This window comes from Geobacter benzoatilyticus (assembly GCF_017338855.1).
Taxonomy (GTDB): Bacteria; Desulfobacterota; Desulfuromonadia; order Geobacterales; family Geobacteraceae; genus Geobacter; species Geobacter benzoatilyticus.
In genome coordinates, this window is record NZ_CP071382.1 from 3263722 (window position 1) to 3290471 (window position 26750).

Sequence of the window (26750 nt, forward strand, 5' to 3'; positions counted from 1 at the left end):
AGTGAAACAACAAACAGCAAAGAAAGCCATTGCAGCGACCCTCGCCCTTTCGATAGCCACAATGCCCGCACTGTCATGGAGCGGCTGGGTCGATGACTGGATGACCCAGAAAACCTCGACCTCCCCCAGCTACTACGAGGGGGCAAAGCGCGGCTACTATACCGGCGGCAGCTTCTCCGCCCGCTGGCCCAATGGCACCGACTACCCGGTCACCGTCACCATGCCCTCGATCAAGAGCGGCTGCGGCGGTATCGACGCCTTTCTGGGGGGCTTCAGCTTCATGAATGTCGATTACCTCGTCCAGAAGCTGCAGCGGATTCTGTCGGCAGCGCCGGCAGCAGCCTTCGACATTGCCATGAAGACCCTGGCGCCACAGGTATCGGACACCATCAAGTCCCTGGAGGCGATCGCGGACCGCCTGAACAATATCCAGTTGAACGACTGCAAGGCGGCAAAAGCACTCGTTGCCGTCGCATCCGAACCCTTCTCGCCGATCATGAGCCAAAGCGTCAAAAATGAGATGAGCAATTCCATGAACGACTTCATGGTATCGAGCGGCGTCAATGATCTCTACCAGACCTCGAAAACAAACCTTACGGCGGTGATGAATTCCGCCATGGGGAACGCGCCGCCGGTCGGCAACGCCGTCGCCCAGGCGTCCCAGGGGGGTACGGCCGGTTGTCCTAGCGACATCACTGATATCTTCGGGGGCGGCTCGGTGCTCGACAACCTGGCCACCAAGAAAGGGATGAACGCCAACTACGTGAAGCTCATCCGGGGATTCATCGGCGACGTGGTGGTCCAGTCTCCCACCACGACGAACAGCACCTATGTCGCCAGCTATGTCCCTCCCTGCGACAAGAATACCGATTTCGATACCTTCATCGACGGCTCGGCCCAGGGAAAAGATTCTGCCGGAGTATGCAGCACCATAACGGACGCCAACGCGAATCTCATGCAGTACGTCTCAACCCGGATGCAGACGATTTCGACGAAGATGAAAGCAAAACAGACCCTCGACGCGGCCAACGACGTGCCGTTTCTTAACGCAACTCCCCTCTCCATCAGCCTCGTGCTGAAAACCGCCATCGCCACCAACACCGAAGGAGAGGTAATCGGCAAGCTTTCCGCAGTGACCGCCAGGGCATTCGCCTACTACATGCTGCTCGATCTCCTCCAGGAGGCGACCCAGCTGCAGAACCTTTCCGCCCAGATCCAGTCCCAGAACAAGGACAACAAGGCGGGAGCCAGCCCCAGCAGCTGTCAGCTCGCATTGCTTTTCGACGGAATGAAAAATGTCGATCAGTTGACCAATAGAACCCGAGTCCTTTTGACCACGGCGCAACAGGGATACGCCAACGTCGTCAACGAAATGAATGCAATCGAAATGCTGGTCCTTACGATGAAGAGATTCGATGACACGGTCTTCTCGGAACTGGCAGGCCGGTTTGGAACAGGGGTGGCCCGCAGGGCTACCGGAAGAAGTTAACCAGAAAAGGAGTGAACATGGCAGACGAAAAGAACAACGGCAAGGGGCGCCAAGGCAATGATCGCATCTCGAAACACGAGGCCTGGCAGGAAAGAAAGCTGGAGAAGGCAAAACGTGACGACATCGACGTCATCTCCAAGCGCACCCTGGATCAGGGCGATTTCATCAACATCCTCAACTCGCTCGATTATTATCTCTACCAACTCCGGATGAACATGGGGCGGATCAAGGTGATCACGTTTGACAAGGCCCAGGAATTCATCGAACGCAGCCAGAGGATCAAGGAGGATATCAACCTCCTGAATGCGGAGATGTGCGAATTGATGGGGTACACCTACAAGCCGCCAAAAGGTTTCAGTAATCCGCTTGGGGCGGGAGATGCTTCAGGGAAAATCAAAAAGGCATCCAGTAAGGCAGCGGCTGCGGAGAAGATGCCGGAGGAGATTGCAGCAACGGGATGAGTTTATCGATCTTTTCATTTCGGCAAGGGGGCGGTTGATTGTCCCCTTGTCAGTCCTAAAAGGGGCGGTGCATTATGCAGAGGACGAGGAGGGTGCAGTAGATGAAGGCTTTACCTGGCATTGAGAAACATCGCCAAAAAGTGGACACTGTCTACCAGGGACTGGAAAGCGGCCATGAACCGATTTACCATCATTTTCGATAAAAGGATGCCGAACCTGTAAAACCGAACCCAGAACCATTTACTTTGCACAAAATTATTTACACGGCCTTATCACGTGGTGCACTTACGAGTAGAATCTACCCCCCCTAGAAGGTATCACCACTGACTTGACTGTATTGGTTTTCTAAGAACAACTTACAAGCCAATATTGCAGAATAAGCAGCATTAGCTTGATAAGGTTTTAAGCCTGTTTTACCAGGGTCACCGAAATCAGATATTCCACGGAAAACTAGCCATGGAATATTATCATCTTCACAAGCTAACACAAAACCATTTGCCTCCATTTCAACGGCCCTTGCTTTATCATGGTACTGATCAATTAAGCTTTCAATAGTTAAACCATCTGCAAGTAACTTATCTCCAGCTAGTATTGGAGCAAATTTAATCTCAGGTCCGACCTCACGGTCTGGTAATATAGAACTGACTACCGACTGCTCCTGCTCCCTATAAGCTTTTGCAAAAGCACCGTCCCTGATTATATCCGACGTAATAAAAAATCCAACCTGCTTTCTCAAACCCGAATTAATTGACTGTGGTTCAGGCCTGTTTTTAATTTTATCTGGTTCTAGTCTTTTATTTTCATAATCAATTATCTGATTTGCAATTATAACATCTGATAATTTTGTTTCTTCTTTCGGGCCTGCAGCAATACCGACAAGTATTGCCAAGTCAAATTTAAATCTGGATAATGCGGAATTTGTAGCAATTGCAGATCTCGGATTAGTAGCATCACCTATCATTGTAACGAGACACCGCAGGTTTCGCTTTTCGCGATTATTATATATATCACATTCCCAAAATCTGTAGTTTTTGAATGATAATTCCTGATTATCTTCTTCTTTAAGATTTAAATATTGTTTGATTGTAATGAATTCAATTGGCACTATAGCTAAAATTAAAACATCATAGCTATTTTTATGGCCATCTAAATGGTTAATATTTGCTTGTTCCACGATTGACCTCATTTTATCTGGTGCATAGGTAGCAAGAACTTTCAATGCAATTTCAGACTTACTTCGAATCGACAAGATATTTTTAAACTTGAACAGTAAATCGTCCTCCATCATGCTTTTCATCTGCGGATCTTTTGCTTTACCAATGAGATATGATATTGACCTACAACTTACCTCTGGCTGCTCCCTTTTTATGTTCTTACTCATAAGCTGCCTCGCCATGCCACTCATATAATGAAATAATATTAGTAGCGATATTATAAGGTTTTTCAGTAACGTCAACCAATGGTATAATAGCCTCGATCTTCTTATCTAACTTATTAAGAAGCGAGCAAATTCCAACTATAGTACTTCCAGTTACTGACAAATCATCTATCACTACACATCTTTTTACAGATGGTGTAGCAAGTTTTGCATACCATTCTGCAGAATAATCATCCTGCTCAAGTTCTTTTGATCCTTTTGAAAATCTATCAATGACCGTACGTGGCACACAAATGACATCTTTTGATAGTAATAGTTCTAAGTACATTGAAAACACGGAAGAGGCTTTTTCGTTGTCGGGGCAGATTAATGAAACATCCATGTAAAGATTAAGTTTGGCAAAAATCTGAGCTATACGAGTTGCGATAAACCCACCATTTTTTGTTAAAATCCCGTATGTTCCTATACATGTTTCGATTTTATCTCTATAATCAGGAGGATTTTCTTCATTTACTAGCCCGGCTTCAGCAGCCATCTGCCAAAAATCAATACTGCGCATTGGCCCAGTTAGGGATAAAGATTCTAACTGATCGAAAGGTATCCCGAGGTCACAAAGATAGCAGCTGTCTTTTGGAAGCATTTCTATTTCAGCTTTAACCAAATACTCTATTTCCAATCTATGCTTTCCCTGTCGGTCTATAAAGCGTTTCCCATTTGAATTTGGATTTTCATCTGTTGCTACAATTGAAATGATTCTTTCAGGATCTTTAATGACATTTTCAAGCCTATCAACTAAAGTTTGCCCGCTATCTATAAAATCAAGAATCAAGATGTATCTATCGACTGAATCGTCAATTTCTTCTTGTGACAAATCTATGATTTTGCAATCCAATCTAGACTTCAAAGACAGTATACTGTTTACCAGCCATGGTGAAAGCTTAGATTCATAACAAAGCGCACTGCTATTATTGATTTGATCGACTAATTCTACGTATAAATAATCTGCAATTTCTTTTTCACAATACTTCCCATCGTAAAAGTGCCTGACACACCTTGGCTCGTCACCTCGCATCTTCCGAAAATGCCCTAAGTGTCTAACCATTTTACGAGCAACGGAATGTCTTGAATGATTTTTAGACAAAATTCTTTTTTTGATAAAATCAGTTTGAAATGAGAATGAACTATCATTGCACTCCCCATTTTTATCAATCACAACAACATTGCATATGTTCATGAGGTTTTGTACATATCTATATGCTTGATCAGTCTCAGGTATTAGATTATCCAATATAAAAACAACTTTACTAGGTACTGTCGAGTCCAGAGTTCTCAATTTTGCCTCTACACCAGATAGTACGTGTATAAGTAAATGCATACGCAATTGAGATATTTTACGAACCTCAACATCGATAATTAACATGTCATCACTTGTTAGATTATCAATTTGATCTAAAGCTTTCTGAATAAAAATATACGCGTTTCTCCCCCCATCTACATGAATTTCTTCGTTTGTTATCGGTATAGTTCTTTGCGTCTGCACTGAAATCCTATTTTCAGGCGCACCACCCAGGCAAGATGAAAACCACTTGAAGAATTTCTCCTCTTCTGGGCTAATTATTTCAGATGAGGTGCTACCAACGCGTAATTGAATTACATGAGAAGTCATCATCACCCCTCCAGCGGCAAGCGAACAGTAACCATATTTCCATTCAATTTTGGTACTAGTTTGCCGTAGTCTGTAATCGAAATCAAATATCGGGCATCATCTCCGTTATGTTTTGTTACATTTGCAAATAAATGTCCCATTCTAAAAGAAACGCTCCCGCCAAAAACTTCACAGGCACAATTGAGTAGCGCCACTAGCCCCATTCCTGGTGTTGTTCCCATTTGCTCATCTGGCATATAATAACAGCTTCTCGATAAGTCTCTACTTACTCCTGGGAATAGACATGCAATAAATAAAAGATATTCCGTATCTAGGGTATTAATGTCGACATCTGTATCGATGTATCGATAAGTTATGTCATCATTACTCTTAATCTTTAGCTTAATTCTAAAATGGGTATCAGCTGAAATAGAATCTCTTATCTCCTTATTCGCAACGATTGCGGCCTTTAATGTTTCATTCATAGCAAGCCCATCATCTAAAAAGTTAATAGTTAAGAAGCTACCTCCTTTATACCTATCATCGCAATGCGATGCTGCTGCTATATAACTTGCGCAAGGGTGACGCAATGCATTTGTCATAGCCTCGTAAACAATACGAGCAGGGACATAATCGGAAGAATTTTTTTCTTTTAATTTTTCGCCAAGAAATCTGCTGATCAAATCACCTTTCCATCTTTCTGACTCTTTATGCAATACCGACATATTTGCATTATGACTATCCGACACGTTATAAGTGTTTATTGAAAAAAATCTATTATTTATCAAGTGATTAATTTCTTTTGAAAGGCTTTTATAATAATAGTCGCTATCTGAGTTGTTTTCTCCAAAATACTTCTTGTCTTCTTCACAGCAAAAGTACGTAAAATGACGTCCAGTACAATCATATAATGCTTGCGGAAATTTCCATAACCTTAAAAAATCCCTGACTTTTTTTAATTTTGGCAGGATTAATTTAGTATCAAGGCCCATATTATTTCTAGAACATATTATCCATAACAATCTAATCAATGCTGTAACTTCAATATAAATTGTTTCAGATAAATCTACAGTCAAATACTTTAATGTCTCTAACCGATTAATACCTTTATAAGCATCTAAATATAGATGTTCGATATCACTAATTGTAGTAGAATTTGAAGCTTTTATACATCGTCGTTCATAACTCTTTATTGCATTATTAACAAACATCTTAACAAGGTCACGATCCTTGCGCCCTTCACTATTTTCAACCCCAGTATGCGAATCAACTCCACTAGGACCTACATAATTAATTGCTTCTTGAACATTTTTATCATTGATACCACCTGCTAGGATTACGGGAACTGGTGAGATATTAACGATTGCTTTACTTATTTCCCAATCATGAGTTTTACCAGTAGCACCACTAGCACCAGACTTAGGATCATATGTATCTGTGATAAACGCATCTACATATTTGCAATAATCATTCACATAGTTTTTTAAATCTATATCTTGCTCACCGATTACAATACTTTTAATTATTACGAAATTCGGTCTAAGCTCTTTTATAATTTTAACCTTAAACGACTCAATGTTTCCATGTAGTTGAATATGATCTACACCGAGTGATTCTGCAAATTTGATTATTTCAGCTGGGTCATCTAAATATGTAATTAATATCGCTTTGACGTGTCTTGGCAAAGAACTTATAATTTTTGATGCACAATCTTCTGATATATCTTCTTTGTGGACATTTAAACGAAGAGGAAAGCCGATATAATTAACACCACATTCAACAAGCATTTCTGCTTCTTTTCTATCTATCACACCTGCAACTTGAATAAATGGCTCTGATAGCATAAATGCTCCATTAGTCTTTCTGTGGGAATTCCTGGGAAGGAATTCCTAGGACAGCATACTTCATTTCTTCACCGACTGAAGTCAACAGAAATGCCCGCTCCGCGCAGAGATGGCACAAGTACTCTTGATTTCTATAAGCAGCTTTTCAGCCATGCGTACGTCTAGGTATTTCCGCTTTTTTACCCATTCACCGGGCATTTTCTGCATGCCGTCAATTGCCCTCAATTCGAAACAGCTTATCCCCCTGCGACAACTTCACCACAAAATACTCTTCCTTATCCAACTCCTCCGGCAGCTTATCCTTGAGAATCGACGCTACAAATTGAATCCCTTTCCGGTTGACCAACTGGGCGATCTTCAGGAGCTGATTATCATGCATCAACTCCTTCTTGTCATTCAACAGAAAGTGCAGACAGGGAATATTCTCCTCATCGGCAAACAGGGTGTAGGCGATATCGAAACAGGAAATCTCACCCTGCTTTTTTCCCGAACTGAAATTAGTGTTAAAGGCGCTGAACTTGTACAGCCGCTTCCCTTTATTCTTCCCGGAAGTAATTTCAGTCGGATCGACCTTCAACGCATACTGCTCACCGTACAGTTCCTTTGAAATTGCGGCAAAATGACGGTTGAACTTGTCTTTTTGTTCTTTGATCTTCATTTCAAACTCATCGGAAAAAAGCGCCTCGTCAATTACATCTAAACGTTGGTTCAACGACTTCAGATTCGCCTCCACCTCAGTCAGCTGCTGGATGATGTTTTCGTATTCTCCTTTTCTCCGGAACTTCTCGTTCAACTCGGCAATCAGCTTTTCCAGCTCCGCAAACGATTCACTACGAGCGACCGCTATGGACAGTTCCGCCTCATCCTGCAAGAGTCGGCTCAGATGCTCTGTCTTGGCCTTGATGTCGCTCTCAATCCTTGGCAGGTCCTTGGCGATATAGCGTACCTTTTCAGCAATCATCCGGTTGTGAAAGGCGCAGAGATCGGCAAAGGTTTTCTGAATCCCTGCTATCATGTCGGTGGCCTGCTGGTAAATCTGCTCCAGTTGCCGCAGATCGACGTGGGCCGTACCTTTTTCCAGGCCTCGCTGTGCTTCCGTTATCAACTCGCGCCGGATATTCAACCGGCCGATTTCCGAGCTTATCAGGTTGATCTGATACTTGACTTGGTTCAGCCGGTCCAGGTCAGCCTCGAAGTTCTCGTTCAGATTGAAATTCGCCTTGCGCCGGTTCAGGAGTTCAATCTCCCCGTCCAAGATGGCGAGCGCTGTTTCATAGGCCGATTTCGTTTGATTCTTTTCCAGCCTGGTCTTGAAAGTCTGCTCCAAGCCGATCTGCGTCAACAGCTCTTGCTTGACATCCCCTTGGTCGAAATCGACTCCGAGCAAAAAAAGATACAGTGTTTCGTACTCGGCATCACTGGTAAAGCGATCAAGGGTTTTAAGGGTATAGGTGACACTCTGATCTTTGTAACGGATATTGTGGGAGATGATCTGCCGCAGGGTCGGCTTGCCACGATGTCCGGGAAAGAGCAAGTCGGTCAACGTCTCCTCGAATTCGTCGTCGGTTTTGGCCTTGCCGTCAATCCTTTGAATCTTCCGCTTTCTCGGCAGGAAGTTGCGCTCGATGCGGATCTCCCGCGAGTCTTCACGACATAAATCTTCCTTGAGCACGAGGGTAATCAGCACCTCATTTTCAAACAGAAATTCCTTAACCAGTGTGTACTCTTCCTTTTTGTGCTCCGGATCGGTATAGACCTGCTTGGCATCTCCACCAAGACAAAAATCCACCAGCATAAGCACCGTGGTTTTTCCCACATTGTTGCCGGTTTGCGTCCCCCGGTCCGGTGTTTCATCGACAATAAGATTGATTCCGTTGTGGAAGACGATCTGGCGGATTATCTCGTCATGGCTCGAAATCGTCAGGGACTTCAGGAACATAATTCAACGCCCCCCTGTTCGTTCAAGCTGACCAGATTCAACAAATAGAGCCAGTCAAGACACAATACAAAGACCGGCATGGTCATCCGCCGAAGCTCCTGGGTACACGCATACAGGTCCAGCAGGTCCATGGAGCGCCGCTCGCGGAGCGCCTGCAACACAAAGGCGCCGTTGTAGTAGATGCTCTGTTCCGGGTGGATGTTGTCAGGAAGCAGCATGGGCGTATCCTACCGGATTTTTGAATATCTTACAGCGGGTAAACGCATCCACAACCAGGATGTTTATACAAAGGTCAAGTTCTTCCTCGGGAATTGGAACAAAATTGGCGCTCTCCTGCACTCGCTCTGACACGCATTCGGTAACCTTGTCGAACAGGGCATCGTTACTCAACCGAGCTTTATGGGCAACATAAAACCGCTTGATGGCGTTCAGCACCGACAGGCTCTTGTTGTTCCCCTCCCGGTCGTAATCCGCATAAATTCTGGCTATGCGTGGATAGTGGAGGGAGTACTCTTCGATGATGTCGCGGGCATGGTTAAGATCATTGAACTCGATCTTATTGTCGATATCGAACGGTATAGTTTCAAACGCGGCATCGTCACTGCTCCAATCTTCTTTTGCCAAAATCGTAATCATGGCGGAAAGATTGGATTCCAACTTGACCGGATCAACCTCTACCCCCAACTCCTTCTTGAGGAATGCGACAATCCGTCTTTGGTTATCGGCGCCGAGTCCGCTGATGTATCGCAAAATCGAGGTAAGATCATGGATGTCGGTCTTGGGATCGAAGGTCAGGCGATGGGGATTGGCAAGACTCTTGTCACGCAAATCGCCGGCATCTTTCGAGATGGATATGAACTTAAAGGCATAGCCGTTATACTCTGAAAGATCCTTGGTAAGCGCTGATTCCACCTTCGCTTTAGTGGCCGTGGCGGAGACTTGAATAACGATTTTGCTTGTATGATCGATGAGGTCGATTGCTTCGGCATTCGGCTTGATGGTGTTCAGGTTCTGCAAGCGCCAACCGAACAGTTCATTGAAGAAATGGGCGTAGAAATCTTCGGAATGACGATGGAGATCAAGCAGGTTCAGCTTGCCGCGCTGCTCGATTTCCGTGGCAAGGGCGGAGAGTTTATGGATGATGTAATCGACGTGGTTGAGTCTGTTCATTAAGTTGCTTCCGGAAACCTTGTTTATCCTACTCCCCACTCTCCTTCACGCAGAAACCCTTTCCTTCTCCTCTTCCCGAACCACCCCGCAAGTTACCCTTTCAACGCCGGCAAAGACCGATCCGGAGGACACCGAACTTCTCTTCGAGTTCGGATTTGTGAATTGTCAGAAAATTGAGTATCTCTTCGCTGATAATAGTAATTCCCAGGCTTCAATCCTGCCGAGGCATCAGAATGGATTCCCTGTTCTGCACAGGGTAAGGAGATCCTATCTTAACAAGCATAAAATATCGGGATTTTATCTCACTTTTCCCCTCTAATGTCAACGAATCTAATGCTTTTATCGAACCCTGTTCTATTCGACTGGTCATTCCTATTCGAGATATACTATTGCATACTGAGGCCTATTTGAATCAGCCTGAAACAACTGGAATTACAGATAGTTATGCGCATAAATTGCTTGACAGCCTTTTCCTATACTGGTAAAAATGGTTCATATTTTAGACTCTTTCACCGAAAGAGACTCCGCGAGGGCATCATCGTCCCCGGATAAACTCTTCTGGATAGCCCAGAGGAGAAAATACCCAGGCATGGGATAACATTCAGGGAGAGCCCGGCGCGCTTTTCGCCCCTTTCCCGGTGAAACGTAAATCAACATGTCGACCTTGGGCAAAGGCGACAGTAAATAATCAAACCACAGGTGCGCCCTGAACAAGGCCAGCGCCTTTTTTATTTCTTGGAACCCCTTATATACCTGTTTCGGCAATCGCGCTGAAACGGGTTTTTTTGTACCCCAAACCCGCGACAAGCCTTATCAGCGGCGGGCATTTTACCAATCCCGACCGGGAGACCAAACCTCTCCCCATACGGGATCGGTGACCGTCTCCATGTTCGGGAAAATCCAACAGGGAGGCAGTCATGGCAAGTCTGAACAAGGTCCTTTTGATAGGGAACCTGGGCAAAGACCCGGAGGTCCGTTACACGGCATCCGGCACGGCAGTCGCAAGTTTCTCTCTTGCGACATCGGAGAAGTTCAAAAACAAAGAAGGAGAATGGGAGGAGCGCACCGAGTGGCACAATGTCACCCTCTGGGGACGTCTGGCGGAAATTGCCGGCGAATACCTGGCCAAGGGAAAAACAGTGTTCATCGAAGGTCGGCTCCAGACCAGGAAATGGCAAGACAAGGACGGCAAGGATCGCTACACCACGGAAATCGTCGGTGAGAAGATGCAGATGCTGTCGCGCAAAGATGGGTCAAATCACGAGGACCCCGGACAGACGCACGAAGGCCCGGGCTTTCCTGAAGGAGATGACCCCTTCTGATGTAGCTTCGTGACATCGTGACATCACAACCTAACCAACTCGGCAGGGGAGACAACCTAACCCCTGTGGGGTGGTCCGTCTCCTCTGTCCGGGTACAACCGACAGAAAAGGAGACAGGACATGGCATTTCAGAAAGCAGTACGGAAAAGAGCAAAAGCACGTATCGGTATCTGCGGCCCCGCAGGCTCAGGCAAAACGATGTCGGCCCTCAAGCTGGCATTCGGGATCGTCGGACCGGGTGGAAGGATCGCTGTTCTCGACACGGAAAACGAAAGCGCGTCGCTGTACGCTCACCTGGGCGACTACGACGTGGACGTGATCAAGCCCCCTTTCACCGTTGAGAAGTACATAAGCGGCATCAGGGAGGCGGAAAAGCTTGGCTACGACCTCATCATTATCGACTCCCTCTCCCATGCATGGGCGGGGACCGGCGGTATCCTGGAGTTCGTGGACGCAAGAACAGAATCGGCCAAAGGAAACAAGTTTGCAGGGTGGCGTGAAGCAACCCCCAAGCACAATTCCCTGGTCGATGCCATGCTGCAGTCGCCGATGCACGTCATCGCCACGATGCGCAGCAAAACCGAGTACATCCTTGTCGAAGATGAAAAAGGCAAGAAAGTCCCGAAAAAAGTGGGGATGGCGCCGGTACAACGGGAAGGCATGGACTACGAGTTTTCACTCGTTTTCGATGTCGACCAGGAACGGCACATAGCCACATCCAGCAAGGACCGGACGGAGATTTTCGATGGTTTCTTCGGGAAGCTGACGGAGGAGCACGGAAGATCCATTCAAACCTGGCTGGATTCGGGAGAGGCTGCACAGCAACCTACCGCCGAACCGGAACAACAGCTACCTGCAGGGCCGAAGTTCATCACCAAGAATCAGGTGAAGGAGCTGGAGGAGATTATCAAAAATGTGGGAGCAGATCGGGGCAAATTCCTCGCCTATCTGGGGGTAAAGAAACTCGAAGAGATTCCTGCCGAAAAGATGACCTCCGCCAAGAAGGCCCTCGACGCAAAAACCAAGAAAGGCGACTCGGCAACAGGCAACGTGACCGACATCACTTCCGCACTGACTGCCCGTCGTATCCCTTTCGAGACGAAAGAGGAAGCCGGTGAGGTACATGCCAAACCGTCGTATCAGGACACAGCCTCCAAGGAGTTCCTGAAAACGAAAGGCTTCCGCTGGCAACCCTCCGACAAGGTATGGGTCTACAAGATGGCAGCTTAGATCTTGCCATTCAACCCATCCTGATAGGAGGAAGCCATGCAACCAACCATTTCACTCCTGGGCCTTCGCGCCTCGGCATCAATTTTCTGCAGCAACCTGGTCATGGACAAAGACAGACTCATAGTCCTGTTGTCCGCATACGGCCCATCGCAGGAGGTAAGGGCTTTCGCCCAGATCCTCCACGACCGGGAAGCCCCTCTTCTGGAAGTCCCCGACAAGAAAAGCAACCGTGTCTCAGTAGGAGGTACCGTGAGCCTTATCAGCAAGATGGATAACGGCTACTCGGGATTGTACATCCTTCCTGACCGGCACCGTCGCCTCATCATCGGGAACAACCGGGAGGAATGCTTCACCATCTACTCCCGTATCCTGGACCAGCAGCAATTCGTACACCGGGACTGGTACCTACCTCTGTTCGACATGGCGGAATTACTGGTCCCCATGATTGGCTACAAGATGTGTTATCGCCTGAAGGAGAACATCCCGGAGGAAGTCAGGAACCGCATCAGATACGGCGGTTTTGCCTTCCCAGAACCAACGGCCAATATCTCCATCGAGGTAAAGGAGCCACCAGCACAACACTGACATCATCCACCCCCAGCGGGGCAGGCGGTACACACCACCTCCCCTACCAGGGGAGTATCATGTCCGCCTGCTCCCTTTCACAAGGAGCAGACATGGAATTCATTGACAAGGTCAATCAGCATTCCCGCGTGAAAGGCAACGAACTGGCGAAGGGGTTTTATCCTACCTTCCCGCATGACGTGGAACTGGTCAAGAAAGTCGTAAGCGTAAACTTCGGCTGGGACCAGAAAAGCGTTCACGAGAAGCTGGTAACCATCTTCGACCCGTGCGCCGGTGAAGGGGGGTTCCTGTCCAACATGGTCCGCCATGCGAAACAGGCCGCCACCCATTCGAGCGCCAAGAACACCTGCGTTGCCTCTTTTGCCGTGGAACTGGACGGTGACCGCTTTAAGAAGATTCGCGGCACCGACCAGAAGTTCAACACCTCATTCTTCGACACCACCAACACCGGATCATTCGACATTCTCCTCTTAAATCCCCCTTACAACAGGAACGGCGGAGAGCTCATAAGCTGGATCGAAAAGGCCGCTCCCATGGTTTCACACCGCGGAGTCATGGTCCTGATCATCCCGGAGTATGAGTTGAAAGGGAAAATGATCGAACTCCTGCGGGGTAGCTTCACCTACCGGTATGCCTACAAATCGGAGGAATACGGGGCTTTCAAGCAGCTGGTCATTTTTCTCAGAAAGAATGTCGGCAACGAAACGACTTCATACCGTTCACCCTACTTTCACAACTACGACAACCTGGACAACAAGGACGCGGACCTGATCCTGTCCCATGCCGAAAACCCGACCGTCACTATCGAGGTCGAAGCAGGCAGGTCAAAGACCAGGCCCATGCTCCAAAGCAAGGACCTCACCGGGTTCTACCGGGACTGTGAAGAGCGGTTGGACAAGGCGATAACGGTGATGCTGGAGAAGGATTATCCTGCCAGCTACGACACCAGCATTCAGCCTGTTTCCACACTCCGCACGGCCCATGCCGTCCAGCTTGCCGCGATGAACAGCCAAATCGAAAGCGTCACCATAAACGGCGTCTATTATCTGGCCAAGTACATGCTCGTTGAAAAGCCGGAAACGTTCGAGGATTACGACGATAACGGCACCAAGACGACAACCATTCTGCATAAACCGACTGTAGAGACCTTCCTTATGGACAAGACGGGCGAAGTGAAACCCGCCCGTGAACTGGGCTTTGACTACGTCGAGCTCAATTGTCAGTTGTCCACCATCCTTCTGCGCAAACTCACCACCATGTACAAACCCCTTCACGAAATCGGCCGGGATGAAGAATACCTGGCTGCCGAACTGAAGGAGATCGGCCTGAAAGCACCCCAACGGGAGGCGGTGAAGGCGGTCATGAAGGCGTTTGCGTCGGGGAGGAAAGGAATCGGCATCCGGGCTAATACCGGCACAGGGAAAACCTGGATGGCGAAGGCTGTGAAGTATATCGCCGGCGCCAAAAGGTCGATCATGGTGACGGAACCGCAACTTGTTCCCCAGATGATTAAGGAGTACGAAAACGAAGGCTTCGATGTCTTTGTTATCGACTCCTGGGAACGGCTGAGGGAACTTGCCCGTGCCCAGCCCAAAGGTCTCTACCTGATCGCTTATACCCGTCTCCGCATGCACCCGGATTTCGTGCCCGTCACGAAGACCGCCCGGGTGAAAACGAAAGAAGGGATCAAATATACCGACGCCTGCCTCAACTGCTCTGCCGCGGTGAAGAGGATCTCCAAAGGGAGCAAGGAACACTGCCCCGTCTGCGGTGATGTTCTCTACACCTACATTCCGGAGAACAAGCGGCCATACATGCGCTACAAGCGCTGGATCGCCGACATCGAACGGAACGGCACGTCAGCGGAGGTGAAATCACACAACAAGCAGCTCCCCTATATCCGTTTCTTGAAGCGGATACCCTTCGACCTCGCCATTTTCGATGAGGCGCACAATGCGGCCAACCTGATGTCCAACCAGGGGACCGCATTCATCCGTCTGGCGGCTTCCGCCAAGCGGGTGCTTTGTCTCACCGCGACCGTCACGAACGGCATGGCGAAAAGCCTCTACAACCTGCTCTGGGGAATCAATCCAGTCCAGATGCGCGAGGCGGGATGGGACATGAAGTCCGCCACCGACTTCCAGGCGAAGTACGGCGCATTCAAGGAGGTCCGGAAAACCGACGAGAGAAACCGCCACCGTGAATCGGAGAAGGTGCAAACCTACGACACGGCGGGAATCTCACCGGCTGCCCTGGTCTACACGCTGCCGAACTTCGTGAACGTCGATTCGGAGGATTTCGATGATCTCCCTCCGGTCGAGCGGGAAGTACTCAAATGCATCCCTCATGCGGAAGTGGAAGAGTGCATGAGGACCATCGACAAGATCATTGACGATGCGGATCTGCCGATTGAAGACAAAATGCCAGCCGCAAGCGTCAGAACGGCGGCGTTCCTGCGGGTGTCCGACACCTTCAGGCATGCCGACGATGAAATCCGCCTGCGTGGCGATCTCCTCGGAACATTGTGGAGACGGCCGGTCGAAGAACTGCTCGAGAAAGAAGTCGAGCTGGTCAACATCGTCCGGTTGGTCGTGAACTGGGGAGAGCGGTTGCTGATCTATACCGGCAATACGCAGAAGATAGACATGAGGGGCCCGCTCAAGCGCATCATCGCTGACAGCGTTCCCAACGTGTCCATCGACGTACTCCCCGATTCTGTAGCTCCCGAAAGACTGGTCGCATGGTTCGAGAAAACCGTCGCCCAGGTCGTCATCGCCTCATACCACCGGGTCGCGACCGGATTGAATCTTTCCCAGTTCAACAACCTCGCCTGGTTCGACTACACCGATAACACCAGAATGGCCGAACAGGGGGAAGGAAGAATCCGCCGCGTCAATACCGCTGACATACACCGAATGATCTATGGGGAAGTCCGCCCCTGCCGTTACTGGTATCTCACCTCTTCGCCGATTCAGGAGGCGCAACTGGCCTACACGTTGGAAAAGAGGATGATCGCCAAACTCGCGGAAGGGGAAACCCCTGACATCGACCCCGCGGAATGCACGAGCGGCAATCAGTCGTTTTCCGCCCTCATCACCAAGGCGCTCAAGGAAGGGAACATCGACTATCAGGACCCAAGCGCCCTGCTCAAGAAGATGACCCGGACCGACAACGCCAGGGTCAGGGATGAAAACAAGGTTGTTGCACCTTTTCCCGCGATACCAATGACACCGGCAACGGCCAAGGTCATACCTTTCCCGCAGCCGGAACCAACACCCACGCCTGCTGCCGCAACTATCCCGGTCATCGTTATTGAAGATGGCCTGGAGGTCGTGAAGCCATTCCCGGAAGAGAAGTATCACGAGTACCTTGTCGAAGGGATGCTGGAAATAACCCTTTTCGGCACGTACTTCGTTGCCGGGAGACAGGGCAAGCGCAGACGGGCCTGACAATTAACCACCAACCACCCCAACGGGGAGATTTCGTCTCCCTGCAAAGGGGTACGTGTCTCCTCTTTGGGGCAACCCAAAAAAAGGAGACATACCATGCAAAACCAGATCGCTATCAGATGCGCCGATGGAAAAACGATTTACATGAAAAGCGAAAAATCGCCTGTCGTGGTCAGCTGCAAGAACGTCATTGCCGGGATCATGCTTGGCGTGTCGGCCATGGCCTCCGCCATGATCGCCTTCACTTACATGTAACCCCATCCCCATCCCCGTCAGGGGGAGACAACCTCTCCCTCCCGGGAGTCGTTTCGTCTCCTCCTGGCTACAACCACCTTATAGGAGATGAAAGAGATGGCACGCATCGATGAATTTCTCAAAAGAGCAATTCCTGCTCATCAGAAAAAAGCTTCAGCACATCTTGGTGATCGCACCAAGTATGCCGGGGCCTCCGACATTGCCGGGTGCTCCCGCAAGGCCGTACTCGGCAAACTCTCGTCAGTTGAACACACTATCAAGCAGATGCTCGTCTTCGACAGAGGTCATGCAGCACAGGCCATGTTCAGGGACTATTTCCTGGCTGGCGGGGCCATCTTCGAGGAGGAGGTTGAAATCGCTCATCCTCTCTACGACATCATCTGCCATATCGACTTCCTTTTCCGGGGGAAAAAACGCCTTCACGTGGTCGAGATGAAATCCACGGACGGTATCCCCGACGAACCCTATGGCTCCTGGGTGGACCAACTTCATGTCCAAATGGGCCTGCTCAGACTGCAGGAAGGGCCGGATATCGAAATCGGCGGCTCGATCCTGGCGGTGGATCTCAATAAGGGCGTCTACAAGGAGTTCAACTCCTACGTCCCGCACCCGGAGGTCTTCGCCCCCTTGATCGAACGCGGCAATCACATCCTCTCCGCCATGCGCGGCGAATGCGAACCGAAAACATGCCCAAGTATTCTGTGCGGCTTCTGTTCCTACCGGACAGGATGCCCGGCACACCTTGCCCTGGAAATACCGGATGAGGTCACGGATAGAGTCGCCGAGTACGAAAGTCTCGACCGGCAGAAAAAAGACCTCGAAAAGCGGCTTGACCCGATGAAGAGCGAGTTGATTACGTTCTTTGGAGGATCGTTTCAAGGGGTCACGGAAGACGGGATCGCAGTTGCGACAACAACCATTGCCGCATCAGAAACCGTCGATGGCAAGAAATTGAAAAAAGACCATCCGGACGTGTTCAAGGCCTGTTCAAAACCGAAGGCCGGTTACACGAAACTGGAAATCAAACAACTTCCTCCGGCGCCGCTTGCGATAGCAGCCTGAGAGACCAAACCCCACAGGGGGCGAAACATGCGCTCCCGACAGGGGATTACTCCTTTCACGGGAGGCGTGTATCAGCCCCCGGAAAGGATCTGCAATGAAACATCGAACGGGCGTCCTGCCCAAAGACTTCAAACACTATTCCCGATCGAAGCTGGATCGGGATGACCTCAAAGAACTCGTCCGGACCATCCTTTCAGCAATCTTCATGGTGATGGTCCTCGGTCTCTGCCTCCTTGCTGCAGCCACAGTTCCGGAACCACGGTCTCCGGAGCAGGTTACTCGGAAAGGAGGTGGTCATATTGTCAGCTCTTACCCTGTCGCTGCACGGCGCCAATCGAATCCTTGAGCGGTCTGTTCCGCTTGAGGCACTGGAAGGCGTCAAATTCGCCACTCCCATCCTTACCGAAAAGCCCCTGAGGTTTCGCTACAAGGGAGTCACGGTGATCGCCAGGATGGCGTCGGGATATCCGAAGATCATATCCGCCTGGAAGGGGGTCTGATCATGAGTATCAAGGTACCTATGGACCCTCGCCTTATGTCTGATGGTATGCCTGGTCGGACACCGGAAGGACAATTCAGCAAATTGATCTCCTGCACGCTCATACCGGAAGGACATATTCGAGGAGCGTACAAACATAACAACAAACTGTATGCCATTACTGGAGCGATGTACGGTCCTCCAGGAGGGATGCAAGCGGCATACGCTCAACTCCTTGTTCCACTCGAACAGTACGACGGCCAGATTTACACCTACAACGAGAAATCTGCCACCGATATCCGTGGAGGGCAATTCTACACGGGCATCAAGGTAAGGTGTAATGGCACATGGTTCGTTTTGGGCGAAGAACAGCTGCAATTCGTTCCCGGAGAACGTGACAGCCGCTTTGATGTCCCGGAGCAATTGATTCTCTTCTAACTTCACAACTTCATACCCGGATGGGGAGGCTCTTTCACCCCGTCAGGGGGAGAACTGCCTTTCCTTACGGAAGGAGGCAGTATGAATGAATGTACCTGCGGCGCGGTATCCGTGCTGAAAGAAGTCCAGAAGCACTATGGCAAGCTCCACGACATGCTGTCCGACTGCATGGAAAGCGGAAGATTATCAGCCGCCGAACTGCCGGATGACTATGCTGCCCTTGTGGAACAAACGATCAGGTGCGTCTCCATCGACCACCTGGCAACAGCCATTCTCAAGCGCCATGAGGAAATTCAGGAAAACGAGAAGGTCTTCCTGTTCTCCCTCGACCCGCAAATCTTCAAGAAACAGCGGACGTTGCTTACTCTGCTACTCGACGGAGATGTAAAGGAAGCTTCCATGGATTTTGAACCGCTGGAAGGTATCCGTAATCTCCTCGACGCTATCGCCGACCAGGCACACGACTGGTACGGCATGGACACGCTGTTCACCGTGGAGGGCGATCATGAATCTTGAGAGCTACACCACAGATGAACTGCTTGTCCTCAACGAATATCTTGCATGTCTTCAGCGTTACCGAGTGGGTATTCAGAAGGCGTTGCAGAATATCTCCAAACTACTCGAACTGAGAACGAAGGAGAGAAAAGCCGACATCGAGCGTCTGGTGTCATTGATCGAAAACCATGACACGGGTGATGCCGGCTTGGACGAATTCGTCTTTGACACGGCCTCAGACACCGCCGGCGCCATCAACAACTCCGGTCTGGAACAGCAGCTCAACTGGCTGCTAGACCAGGGCTGCGCGCCGAACTACATCCTGAGGCGGTTAATCATCAGTGTGCCGAAGATGGGCTTGCGAAGCCATCGTGTCGGCATAGGACTCTTACACCCATAAACACTTCAACCCCATGGGGCGGACTATTCCCCCCAAGGGGATGGTCCGCCTTCGACAAGGAGACAGACCATCATGAAGAAACCCATCACTGAAGTATTCGGCATTCAGGCCCCCGTTACGATCACCGTCGATGTCCGCGACAACGCGAAACACGCGATGATCCCCCGCTCCAATCCGGACTATGTATTCCGGAGAGAAATCCTGTCGGACATTCTGGCTTGGATGAAGGGGGCGGCAGGGGCCGATCCACTGTACGTTGTAGGTCCCACCGGCTCCGGGAAATCGTCCATCGTCACCCAGATTGCCTCCCGGCTCAACATTCCTCTCTACGTGGTTTCCTGTCACGAGCGGATGGAGATGCCGGAACTGTTCGGGCGCTTCGTCGTCAGAAACGGCACTATGGAATGGGTGGACGGTCCCTTTATCCAGGGGCTCAAGGACCCGGCCTCGGCATGGATTCTCCTGGACGAGGCCGACACCCTCGACCCGGGAACCTTTGTCGGGCTGAACGCCGTCAATGAAGGCCGGACCATCATGATCCCGGAAACGGGAGAAACCATCGATCCCCTGCGCTTCGGCGCGAGGATAATCTTCGCCGGAAACACCGCCGGAAACGGTGATGCAACCGGTCTCTACCAGGCGACCAAACGCCAGAACCTCGCCTCCATGGGGAGGTTCATGATGCTGGAAGTCGGCTATGCCGACCCGGCGGAGGAAAACCAGGCCCTTGAAAAAGCAGTCCCGGAAGTCCCTTCCCCGATCCGGCAGAAAATGGTGGAAGTGGCCAACAAGGTCCGCGATCTCTTTATAAGCGGCGAGATCGAGGTCACCTTCTGCACCCGCACCCTCATAAGGTGGGCGCAGCTGGCCACCTTTTACAAAGCGAAACCGGGAGTAAACCCCATCGTCTATGCCCTTGACCGGGCGCTCGGCTTCCGGGCCGAAGTGCAGTCCCGCCAGGCTCTTCACGAGTTGGTACAGCGGATCATCGCATAGGGGGTGGATCATGTTCGTTCCCGGCAATACCCAATACGGCATCTGGTTGAGGGCACCCTCTTCCAGCGGCGGCAAAGACTGGCTCGGGTTTCTTACCGACAGGGAAGTTATCAGTCAGTGGGGAAAGACCGGCCAGGTGAATCAATCCAAGACCATCGGCCCGGCCCCATCTCGGATATTTCTCGATCAAAAGATCGAGGAGAAAAAGGGAAAAGGCTACCGTCTGGTTGGGGAATGGTTCCCCGGCTCCGGCTGGTCACACCAGCGTCAAACTCAACCGGCAACGCCGCCTGAACTGCCACGACCTAACAGGCCGACAAACAGCACTCCGCCCTTGGCTAGCCAAGTCATGAGCGAGTGGCTGTCCGACCAGAACAGCGACCAATGGTTCTAATAACCACCCGGACTGGGAGGCAAAGACATCCCCCCAGGGGGGTGATTGTCTTCCTTCCGTAACGAAAGGAGACGTCATGAACATATTGGACAACATAGTAATACTTGTCTTGTCGGTTTCCCTCTGGACGGGGCGGAAACAGCTCCGCGAGGAGGATCTGAAACTGGCGGACGGCAGTGAACTCCCACCCCAGAAGCTCGCCTCACTGGGGAGCAAACGGGTCATGGACCCGGCGGCGCTTGCGCCATTTGCGACCTTCAAGAGGCGGGCGGAGCGGACCGTTCTTGCCGTGGGGACCAGGTTTCTCGGCGGATATGCAGTTCCCGTGGAGAAGCTCGCTGGCCTCATGGCTGAACTCGATGTCATCAAGGGCGAATACAACGCAGCCAGGATCGAATTCCTGTCGGAGTACGACCAGGCGGTTCAGGACTGGAAAGCGCAGAACCCCGGCTGGGAGGAAGTCATCGCCAGTGCCGTGGAAAGCCTGGAATACGTCAAGGGGCAGCTTGCCTTCAGAGTACAGACATTCAACATCAACCCGGTCGAGGGGCACGAGACGGGTCTTGAGACGGAGATAAACGGCCTGGCCGATCAACTCCGCCATGAGGTCCGGCAGCAGGCCCGCCTGACCTGGGAAGGCTCCTTCCGCGGCAAACTGGAGGTCGGCCAGAAGACGGTACGGCCGATCAGGGCGATGCTGGAAAAGATCGAAGGTCTGGTCTTTCTCGAGCCCGGCCTAAACGAGCTGGTTACCGGAATCAGGTCAACACTCACCAGCCTTCCAAAAACCGGACCGATCAAGGGTGGAGATTTTGCTGCCCTGTGCGGGGTGATCCACCTCCTCGGCAACATTCCGGAGGCCAGGGAGATCGCTGAAAACCTCCCCGTCGAGGAAGAACCGGTAGAAGAGCCGATAGACGAATCGGCGGAGGAACTGGAAGCCACAGAAGAGCCCAACGAGATCGAGGTCATACCGGACCTTACCTACCTGCCTCAATTCGAGGAGGCGCCAGCTGAATGGTTCTAGTCCAGGAACGGACACACCCACCCTGCTGGGGAAGCATCTTCAGACGCTCCCTGCAGGGGGGAGCGTCGTATCAGGAGAAACCATGCCACCGAAAATATCCACCCTCATCGGGGGACTGCGGATCGCAATGCAGGCCCTCGGCGCAAAAATGGGCGTGACCCTCCGTATCGAGGGGGATCAAGCCTACACCACCGGCAGTGAAATCATCATCCCCACCCTTCCTCCCGACGATCACAAGGCGGCAGTTCTCGCCCGCGGCTACGTCGATCATGAATCCGCCCACGTCCGTCACTCCGACTTTGAGAGAAACATGGGAACGTGGGGAGAGCTCATCGAGGAAGTCTATATTGAAAAGAAACAGTGCGAAGATTTCCCGGGATGCGCAATCAATCTACGGGACATGGTTGGCATTCTCAAACACGAGGATGGCAGTTTCCGGGGAACGAAAAGCCAGCCCATGTCGCTTCTGACAAGCTGGCTGGTGTGCCGCGGCCGGGCGGATGTCCTTGGACAACCACTCGGAGATTTTGCCTCTGAAATGGAGACATGGAGCAGGCAAAGCTTCGGTGATCCCTTCTGCGATCAATTTGCAGCATGTGTCGCCAGAGTAGGCTCGTGCAACACCCTGGACGATTGCGTGAATCTCGGGAACGAAATTGAAACACTCATCACAAACCCGCCGCCGCCTCGGCAGAAGGATAAGCGTCCAGAAAGCGGCAAGAACAATCAGAGTGCCGACTCAGGAAACAGCGACAATCGGTCTCCCGGCGGAAGCGAGTCCAAGGGCACGTCCGCGGACAGTCCACGGACATCTGCCGGAAAACAGTCGGACAACCTTGCCGGGCTCAGGACAGCTGATGTCGGCAAGGCAACCCAGAAGGTCGACCTCGGCAAGATCGTTGCTCAGATGCTTGGCAAAGAACACACCAAGGGAGAGCGGACTGGCAACCTGGAAGATATCCCCGACACGCATCATCCAAGCGTCGGGGCCGGCAGCGGTACCGGAGATCAGAGAAGGATCGAAGGTGAAATGGGCTTTGACGATGCGCGTCGCAAGACAAGCAGAATGCGGAGCCAGCTTGCCGGACTCCTCCAGGCGGTTCGACTGCAACAGAGCAATGCAAAGAGAGCAGGCCACCGAATCGACAGCCGGTCGGTATATCGTGTGGCTTGCCGGACACCGGACACCCGGATATTCGAGGCTCGGCGGGACAAGCAGGACGACAACACGGCGATCGTGCTGCTCACCGACCGCTCCGGATCAATGAACCCCGAAAAAATGTCCGTGGCTCTGCAGGCAACGTTTGTCACAGCTGAGGCGCTGGAACTCCTCCCGGGAGTGACCTGCGCCGTTGGGGCTTTCCCTTGGGGCAGAGACCTGGCGGAGTTGAAGCCATTTGGTGCGAAACCAAGGGCCGGATTCTTCAATATCGGCTCAAGCGGGGGAACACCGATGGCAGAGGCCCTGTTGTGGGCCGGAATGCTCCTCACCCATCGGCCGGAACGCCGGAAGATCGTCATTCCAATGACCGATGGGAGCCCGGACGATATCGGAAAAACGAGAAAGGCGGTGGAACGGCTTAAGGAATGCGGGATCGAGGTGTACGGAATCGGCATCCTCGACACCTCCATACTGAACTGGCTGAGAGAATCCTCCGTCATCAAACAGATCGAAGAGCTGCCTGCCGCGCTGATCGGCCTCCTCAAGGAGGCACTCATCACCAGGCGCAAGGTAGCCTGACCTCCACAAGAGAGACCCCGCCCCTACCGGGTGTTCTAACCGACACTCCCGTGGGGGGGAGTGTCTTCAGGAGGTCACCGTGAAAAACAACAAAGTCACCATAAATCCTGATTACTTCGGCCCCGGAAATGGCCTGTACGTCATCCATTTCAAAGAAGGATGCACCACGCTCGGCTTCGACCGAGTGATGCAGCTGGGCAATCTGCTCGCAGCTGAACTGGATCGCTGGGACCTGACACCCCTGCCGGCAGAACGCGGCACCATGAAGGCCTATGAAAAGTACCGGAAGCTGTCAGACCTGGTTTTCCAGAAACACCGGCAGACCGGCTACCGCTCCAGGGCCGAACTCACCCCTCAGCTCATTGGCCTGGAAGGCAAGAAGGTTGAGGTCGTGGATTGCTACGGCGAGAAGCGAAGTTTCGTGGTCGGCAAATCGACCGGCTGGATACCGTGCCACCTTGAAATCTCCACCCGGAGATCCCCGGACGGCCCGGCCGTCATGGGCGCACCATTCCAGTCGGTCAGGGTAGTCTGAAGAGAAACATCAGAACATCGATAAATCAACCATTACCCTTCGGGGGGCATTGTCCCCCATGGGGACGTCCGCCCTCCGGAAAGGAGTCAACGAATGTCCCCCTATCCAAGAAACCTCTTCGGAGAAGAACTCCCTCCGGAGAAAAAGAAAATAACAATCCTTTCAATCGAAGCCAAGTACCGGAAAGAGGTGGTGCGCGAAGACGCCCCGGCGTGGGTGTCCATGCGGTTCACGTCGCCAAGTCATGTCTTTGAGATGTTTCGTGACCTCCGTCAGGAGGCGAAGGAGCACTTCATAGCGTTGCACCTGGACGGCAAGAACAGGATCATCTGTTTCGACCGGGTGTCGATCGGTTCCCTGAACCAGAGCATCGTCCACCCACGGGAGGTATTCAAGACGGCCTGTCTGTCGAGCGCTGCGGCGATTCTCCTCCTCCACAACCACCCCACCGGAGATACTTCGCCGTCACGCGAAGACATGGAAATCACCCGACGCATCAGAGAAGCGGGTGATCTTCTCGGCATCAAGGTGCTCGATCACATCATCATCGGTGACAGCTATCTGAGTTTCGTTGAACAAGGCCTTATCTAATCAACCCGGCAGGGGCAAGAACCCTGCGGGGGACTTGTCTCTGTCCAATTACAGCAGCAAGGAGACAAGCATGAACCAGAATAATGACGGTGCACCCACGCCGGCCACAAAGAAACTGATTATCCCCATATCAGACAACAGCGAATTTTTCTCAGACGCAGCCGACTATGCCGTGATCGGACTGAATACGGAAAACGTCGAACGGATCAGGAAGCTTTCGGTTGTTGTCAGACAGATGAAGGTCTACAGAATTTCCGAGTTCAACTACGACTGCGATTTTATGGTTGCCGATTATGAAGCCGAACCGGAAAACGGGAAGGTTGCCATGAAGGAATTCGAGGGCCGGATGGAGTGCAACACGCTCAACGTCACCGATAACGATTTCTTCTGGTCGGGGTACTACAAACATACCTCCGTCCGGTGGGAATCCGCTTCGGTGCCGCTATCCGTCCTAAAAGAACCCGGCGACTTTGACCAGCGGGAAGTAATAGGCGATGTACAGGAGGCGATCTGATGGCCGACCTGATAATCGCCCAGACCATTCTTGCCCAACTCGGCGGCCGGAGATTTATTGCCATGACCGGCGCCGGGAATTTCATCGGCGGCGAAAACTACCTCATGTTCAGCCTGCCGACAGGGTTTGCCAAGGAGGGTATCAACAGGATCAAGATTACCCTGGACTGGACTGATACCTACATCTTTGAGGCCTTGAAGGTCTATCGGGGACCTGAATTGAAAGCCGACACCATCGAGAAACTGGATTTCGTTTATGCCGATGACCTGCAGGAAATTTTCACCAGGGTCACCGGATTGGACACCCACATCTGAACACTTTCAATCCCAACGGGGAGACCAGCTCCCCGACAAGGGGGTCTGTCTCCCCGAGAAAAAAAAGAGACGGACAAAATGACAGACTACCTGAGCCAATCAATTTTCCAACCATCCATTCCCAAGCAATTGATAACCGATGAGGACAGACGATTCTTCGATGCCTTCAGCATCAGCATAGTCCCCGATGGAGACGACAAGGTCTACCTCTATGCGGAAGACTGGTGCACTGCCGGTGTTCTCCCGGGCGAAGACCCCAAGGATGACATCGAACTCAGTGAAGATGATCTTTACGACAGATTCCAGGATATCATCCGCCGCTCCAACGGCGAACTTCCTTGGATTCTCAAGGAAAGCTCCTATTCGTGCTCCAGGATGCGGCCGGACGGTTTCGGCGGCAGCGCGGTTTTCATTACCGCCGATGATGTGCAGTTTTGCAGTACGTCATGCTGGCTGGAGCAGCGGAAACATGAGACCGAAACCGGGGATATCGGCCCGGAAACGGATGACTCGTACCTTCCTCTACTCAGGGAGGTATTCCAGACGCTCACGACTGACGACGCCGGGAATACTCTCGGCATCGAAACCCTGCGCCGTTGTGCGGCCGACACCACTCCTTCCGGAAAGCTCGCCCGCATTGCCTGGAAGATCCATCGGGTTATCGGTTCAACCACGATCAAAGAGCAGGCAGGACCGCATTGCCGGGCATGTGACGGCAATCTGGAACTGGACCGTACCGACACTCTGTTCGGCATCGACAGGGAAATCTATCAGTGTACGGATTGCGAAGAGAGCTACATCCGGGAACTGACGGAAGCTGACAGCCCAATCGAGCGAGCCGTCAAATGCGTCGGCTGCGGCAACCTGATTATCCAAAGCAGCGCCCGCATCTTCTACCAGCGTGACGACCTCGCTCATTTCATCGGCGAATGCTGTTGGGATGAGCGGCTGCGGGCCTGACACCAAATAAACCATCAAGGGGATATTTCCCTGACCAA

26 protein-coding genes and 1 pseudogene are annotated in these 26750 nt (G+C 51.3%); 21 read left to right on the forward strand and 6 right to left on the reverse strand.

The annotated features are described in order from the left end of the window. The first annotated feature begins 1 nt into the window (after nt 1). Together JZM60_RS15145 and JZM60_RS15150 are read left to right on the forward strand one after the other, a co-directional pair. Nucleotides 2-1489: a conjugal transfer protein TraH gene (locus tag JZM60_RS15145; RefSeq protein WP_241426287.1), complete on the forward strand. Its 1488-nt coding sequence runs from the start codon at nt 2-4 to the stop codon at nt 1487-1489. A gap of 17 nt (nt 1490-1506) precedes the next feature. Then, nucleotides 1507-1950 (forward strand): hypothetical protein, encoded by a 444-nt coding sequence (locus tag JZM60_RS15150; RefSeq protein ID WP_207163232.1) that lies wholly within the window; start codon nt 1507-1509, stop codon nt 1948-1950. 307 nt (nt 1951-2257) lie between these two features. On the opposite strand, the gene JZM60_RS15155 is transcribed toward JZM60_RS15150, so the two are convergent. From JZM60_RS15155 to JZM60_RS15180, 6 genes are all read right to left on the reverse strand, one after another. After that, on the reverse strand, nt 2258-3331 hold the full coding sequence (locus tag JZM60_RS15155; RefSeq protein ID WP_207163233.1) for a 5'-methylthioadenosine/S-adenosylhomocysteine nucleosidase family protein: 1074 nt from the start codon (nt 3329-3331) through the stop codon (nt 2258-2260). Then, nucleotides 3324-4997, reverse strand: coding sequence for a type I phosphoribosyltransferase (locus tag JZM60_RS15160; RefSeq protein WP_207163234.1), 1674 nt, complete (start codon nt 4995-4997; stop codon nt 3324-3326). Before JZM60_RS15160 ends, JZM60_RS15155 begins: the two co-directional genes overlap by 8 nt. Then, nucleotides 4997-6817 carry a phosphoribosylanthranilate isomerase gene (locus JZM60_RS15165; protein WP_207163235.1) on the reverse strand — a complete coding sequence of 607 codons (1821 nt, stop codon included), beginning with the start codon at nt 6815-6817 and terminating at the stop codon, nt 4997-4999. The genes JZM60_RS15160 and JZM60_RS15165 overlap by 1 nt, the downstream gene beginning before the upstream one ends. A 211-nt stretch (nt 6818-7028) precedes the next feature. After that, complete coding sequence (locus JZM60_RS15170) at nt 7029-8756, reverse strand: DUF2326 domain-containing protein (protein WP_207163236.1); 1728 nt, start codon at nt 8754-8756, stop codon at nt 7029-7031. Next, complete coding sequence (locus JZM60_RS15175) at nt 8747-8974, reverse strand: ABC-three component system middle component 6 (RefSeq protein ID WP_207163237.1); 228 nt, start codon at nt 8972-8974, stop codon at nt 8747-8749. Before JZM60_RS15175 ends, JZM60_RS15170 begins: the two co-directional genes overlap by 10 nt. Beyond that, nucleotides 8961-9926, reverse strand: a complete 966-nt coding sequence (locus JZM60_RS15180) for an ABC-three component system protein (RefSeq protein ID WP_207163238.1) — start codon at nt 9924-9926, stop codon at nt 8961-8963. Before JZM60_RS15180 ends, JZM60_RS15175 begins: the two co-directional genes overlap by 14 nt. Nucleotides 9927-10843: 917 nt before the next feature. On the opposite strand from JZM60_RS15180, the gene JZM60_RS15185 reads away from it, so the two are divergent. The 19 genes and pseudogenes from JZM60_RS15185 (at nt 10844) to JZM60_RS16800 (ending at nt 26712) form a co-directional block, all read left to right on the forward strand. Then, nucleotides 10844-11248 (forward strand): single-stranded DNA-binding protein, encoded by a 405-nt coding sequence (locus JZM60_RS15185; RefSeq protein ID WP_207163239.1) that lies wholly within the window; start codon nt 10844-10846, stop codon nt 11246-11248. Between the two features lie 120 nt (nt 11249-11368). Beyond that, nucleotides 11369-12478 carry an ATP-binding protein gene (locus JZM60_RS15190; RefSeq protein WP_207163240.1) on the forward strand — a complete coding sequence of 370 codons (1110 nt, stop codon included), beginning with the start codon at nt 11369-11371 and terminating at the stop codon, nt 12476-12478. Between the two features lie 36 nt (nt 12479-12514). Beyond that, nucleotides 12515-13063, forward strand: a complete 549-nt coding sequence (locus JZM60_RS15195; protein ID WP_207163241.1) for a hypothetical protein — start codon at nt 12515-12517, stop codon at nt 13061-13063. 92 nt (nt 13064-13155) lie between these two features. Next, complete coding sequence (locus tag JZM60_RS15200) at nt 13156-16512, forward strand: DEAD/DEAH box helicase family protein (protein WP_207163242.1); 3357 nt, start codon at nt 13156-13158, stop codon at nt 16510-16512. 96 nt (nt 16513-16608) lie between these two features. After that, nucleotides 16609-16767: a hypothetical protein gene (locus JZM60_RS15205; protein ID WP_207163243.1), complete on the forward strand. Its 159-nt coding sequence runs from the start codon at nt 16609-16611 to the stop codon at nt 16765-16767. 96 nt (nt 16768-16863) lie between these two features. After that, the gene (locus JZM60_RS15210) at nt 16864-17829 is read left to right on the forward strand and encodes a PD-(D/E)XK nuclease family protein (RefSeq protein ID WP_207163244.1); all 966 of its coding nucleotides are present in this window, start codon (nt 16864-16866) and stop codon (nt 17827-17829) included. A gap of 299 nt (nt 17830-18128) precedes the next feature. Next, nucleotides 18129-18329 (forward strand): hypothetical protein, encoded by a 201-nt coding sequence (locus tag JZM60_RS15215; protein ID WP_277603754.1) that lies wholly within the window; start codon nt 18129-18131, stop codon nt 18327-18329. 2 nt (nt 18330-18331) lie between these two features. Further along, the gene (locus JZM60_RS15220) at nt 18332-18745 is read left to right on the forward strand and encodes a hypothetical protein (protein ID WP_207163246.1); all 414 of its coding nucleotides are present in this window, start codon (nt 18332-18334) and stop codon (nt 18743-18745) included. Between the two features lie 81 nt (nt 18746-18826). After that, nucleotides 18827-19261, forward strand: coding sequence for a hypothetical protein (locus tag JZM60_RS15225; protein ID WP_207163247.1), 435 nt, complete (start codon nt 18827-18829; stop codon nt 19259-19261). Beyond that, the gene (locus tag JZM60_RS15230; protein ID WP_207163248.1) at nt 19251-19640 is read left to right on the forward strand and encodes a hypothetical protein; all 390 of its coding nucleotides are present in this window, start codon (nt 19251-19253) and stop codon (nt 19638-19640) included. Before JZM60_RS15225 ends, JZM60_RS15230 begins: the two co-directional genes overlap by 11 nt. Nucleotides 19641-19712: 72 nt before the next feature. Next, nucleotides 19713-20636: an AAA family ATPase gene (locus JZM60_RS15235; RefSeq protein WP_207163249.1), complete on the forward strand. Its 924-nt coding sequence runs from the start codon at nt 19713-19715 to the stop codon at nt 20634-20636. A 10-nt stretch (nt 20637-20646) separates the two neighbouring features. After that, entirely contained in the window at nt 20647-21030 is a 384-nt protein-coding gene (locus JZM60_RS15240; protein ID WP_207163250.1) for a hypothetical protein, read from the forward strand. A 76-nt stretch (nt 21031-21106) separates the two neighbouring features. After that, nucleotides 21107-22057: a DUF3150 domain-containing protein gene (locus JZM60_RS15245; protein WP_207163251.1), complete on the forward strand. Its 951-nt coding sequence runs from the start codon at nt 21107-21109 to the stop codon at nt 22055-22057. An 82-nt stretch (nt 22058-22139) separates the two neighbouring features. Then, nucleotides 22140-23798: a VWA domain-containing protein gene (locus JZM60_RS15250; RefSeq protein WP_207163252.1), complete on the forward strand. Its 1659-nt coding sequence runs from the start codon at nt 22140-22142 to the stop codon at nt 23796-23798. A gap of 79 nt (nt 23799-23877) precedes the next feature. After that, nucleotides 23878-24333 carry a hypothetical protein gene (locus tag JZM60_RS15255; RefSeq protein WP_207163253.1) on the forward strand — a complete coding sequence of 152 codons (456 nt, stop codon included), beginning with the start codon at nt 23878-23880 and terminating at the stop codon, nt 24331-24333. Nucleotides 24334-24552: 219 nt separating this feature from the next. Next, nucleotides 24553-24924: pseudogene (radC, locus tag JZM60_RS16875) on the forward strand (RadC family protein); the annotation flags it as partial. Nucleotides 24925-24994: 70 nt separating this feature from the next. After that, nucleotides 24995-25438 (forward strand): hypothetical protein, encoded by a 444-nt coding sequence (locus JZM60_RS15265; RefSeq protein WP_207163255.1) that lies wholly within the window; start codon nt 24995-24997, stop codon nt 25436-25438. Then, on the forward strand, nt 25438-25752 hold the full coding sequence (locus tag JZM60_RS15270; RefSeq protein WP_207163256.1) for a hypothetical protein: 315 nt from the start codon (nt 25438-25440) through the stop codon (nt 25750-25752). The genes JZM60_RS15265 and JZM60_RS15270 overlap by 1 nt, the downstream gene beginning before the upstream one ends. A gap of 78 nt (nt 25753-25830) precedes the next feature. Next, complete coding sequence (locus JZM60_RS16800) at nt 25831-26712, forward strand: hypothetical protein (RefSeq protein ID WP_241426288.1); 882 nt, start codon at nt 25831-25833, stop codon at nt 26710-26712. Nucleotides 26713-26750 lie beyond the last annotated feature (38 nt).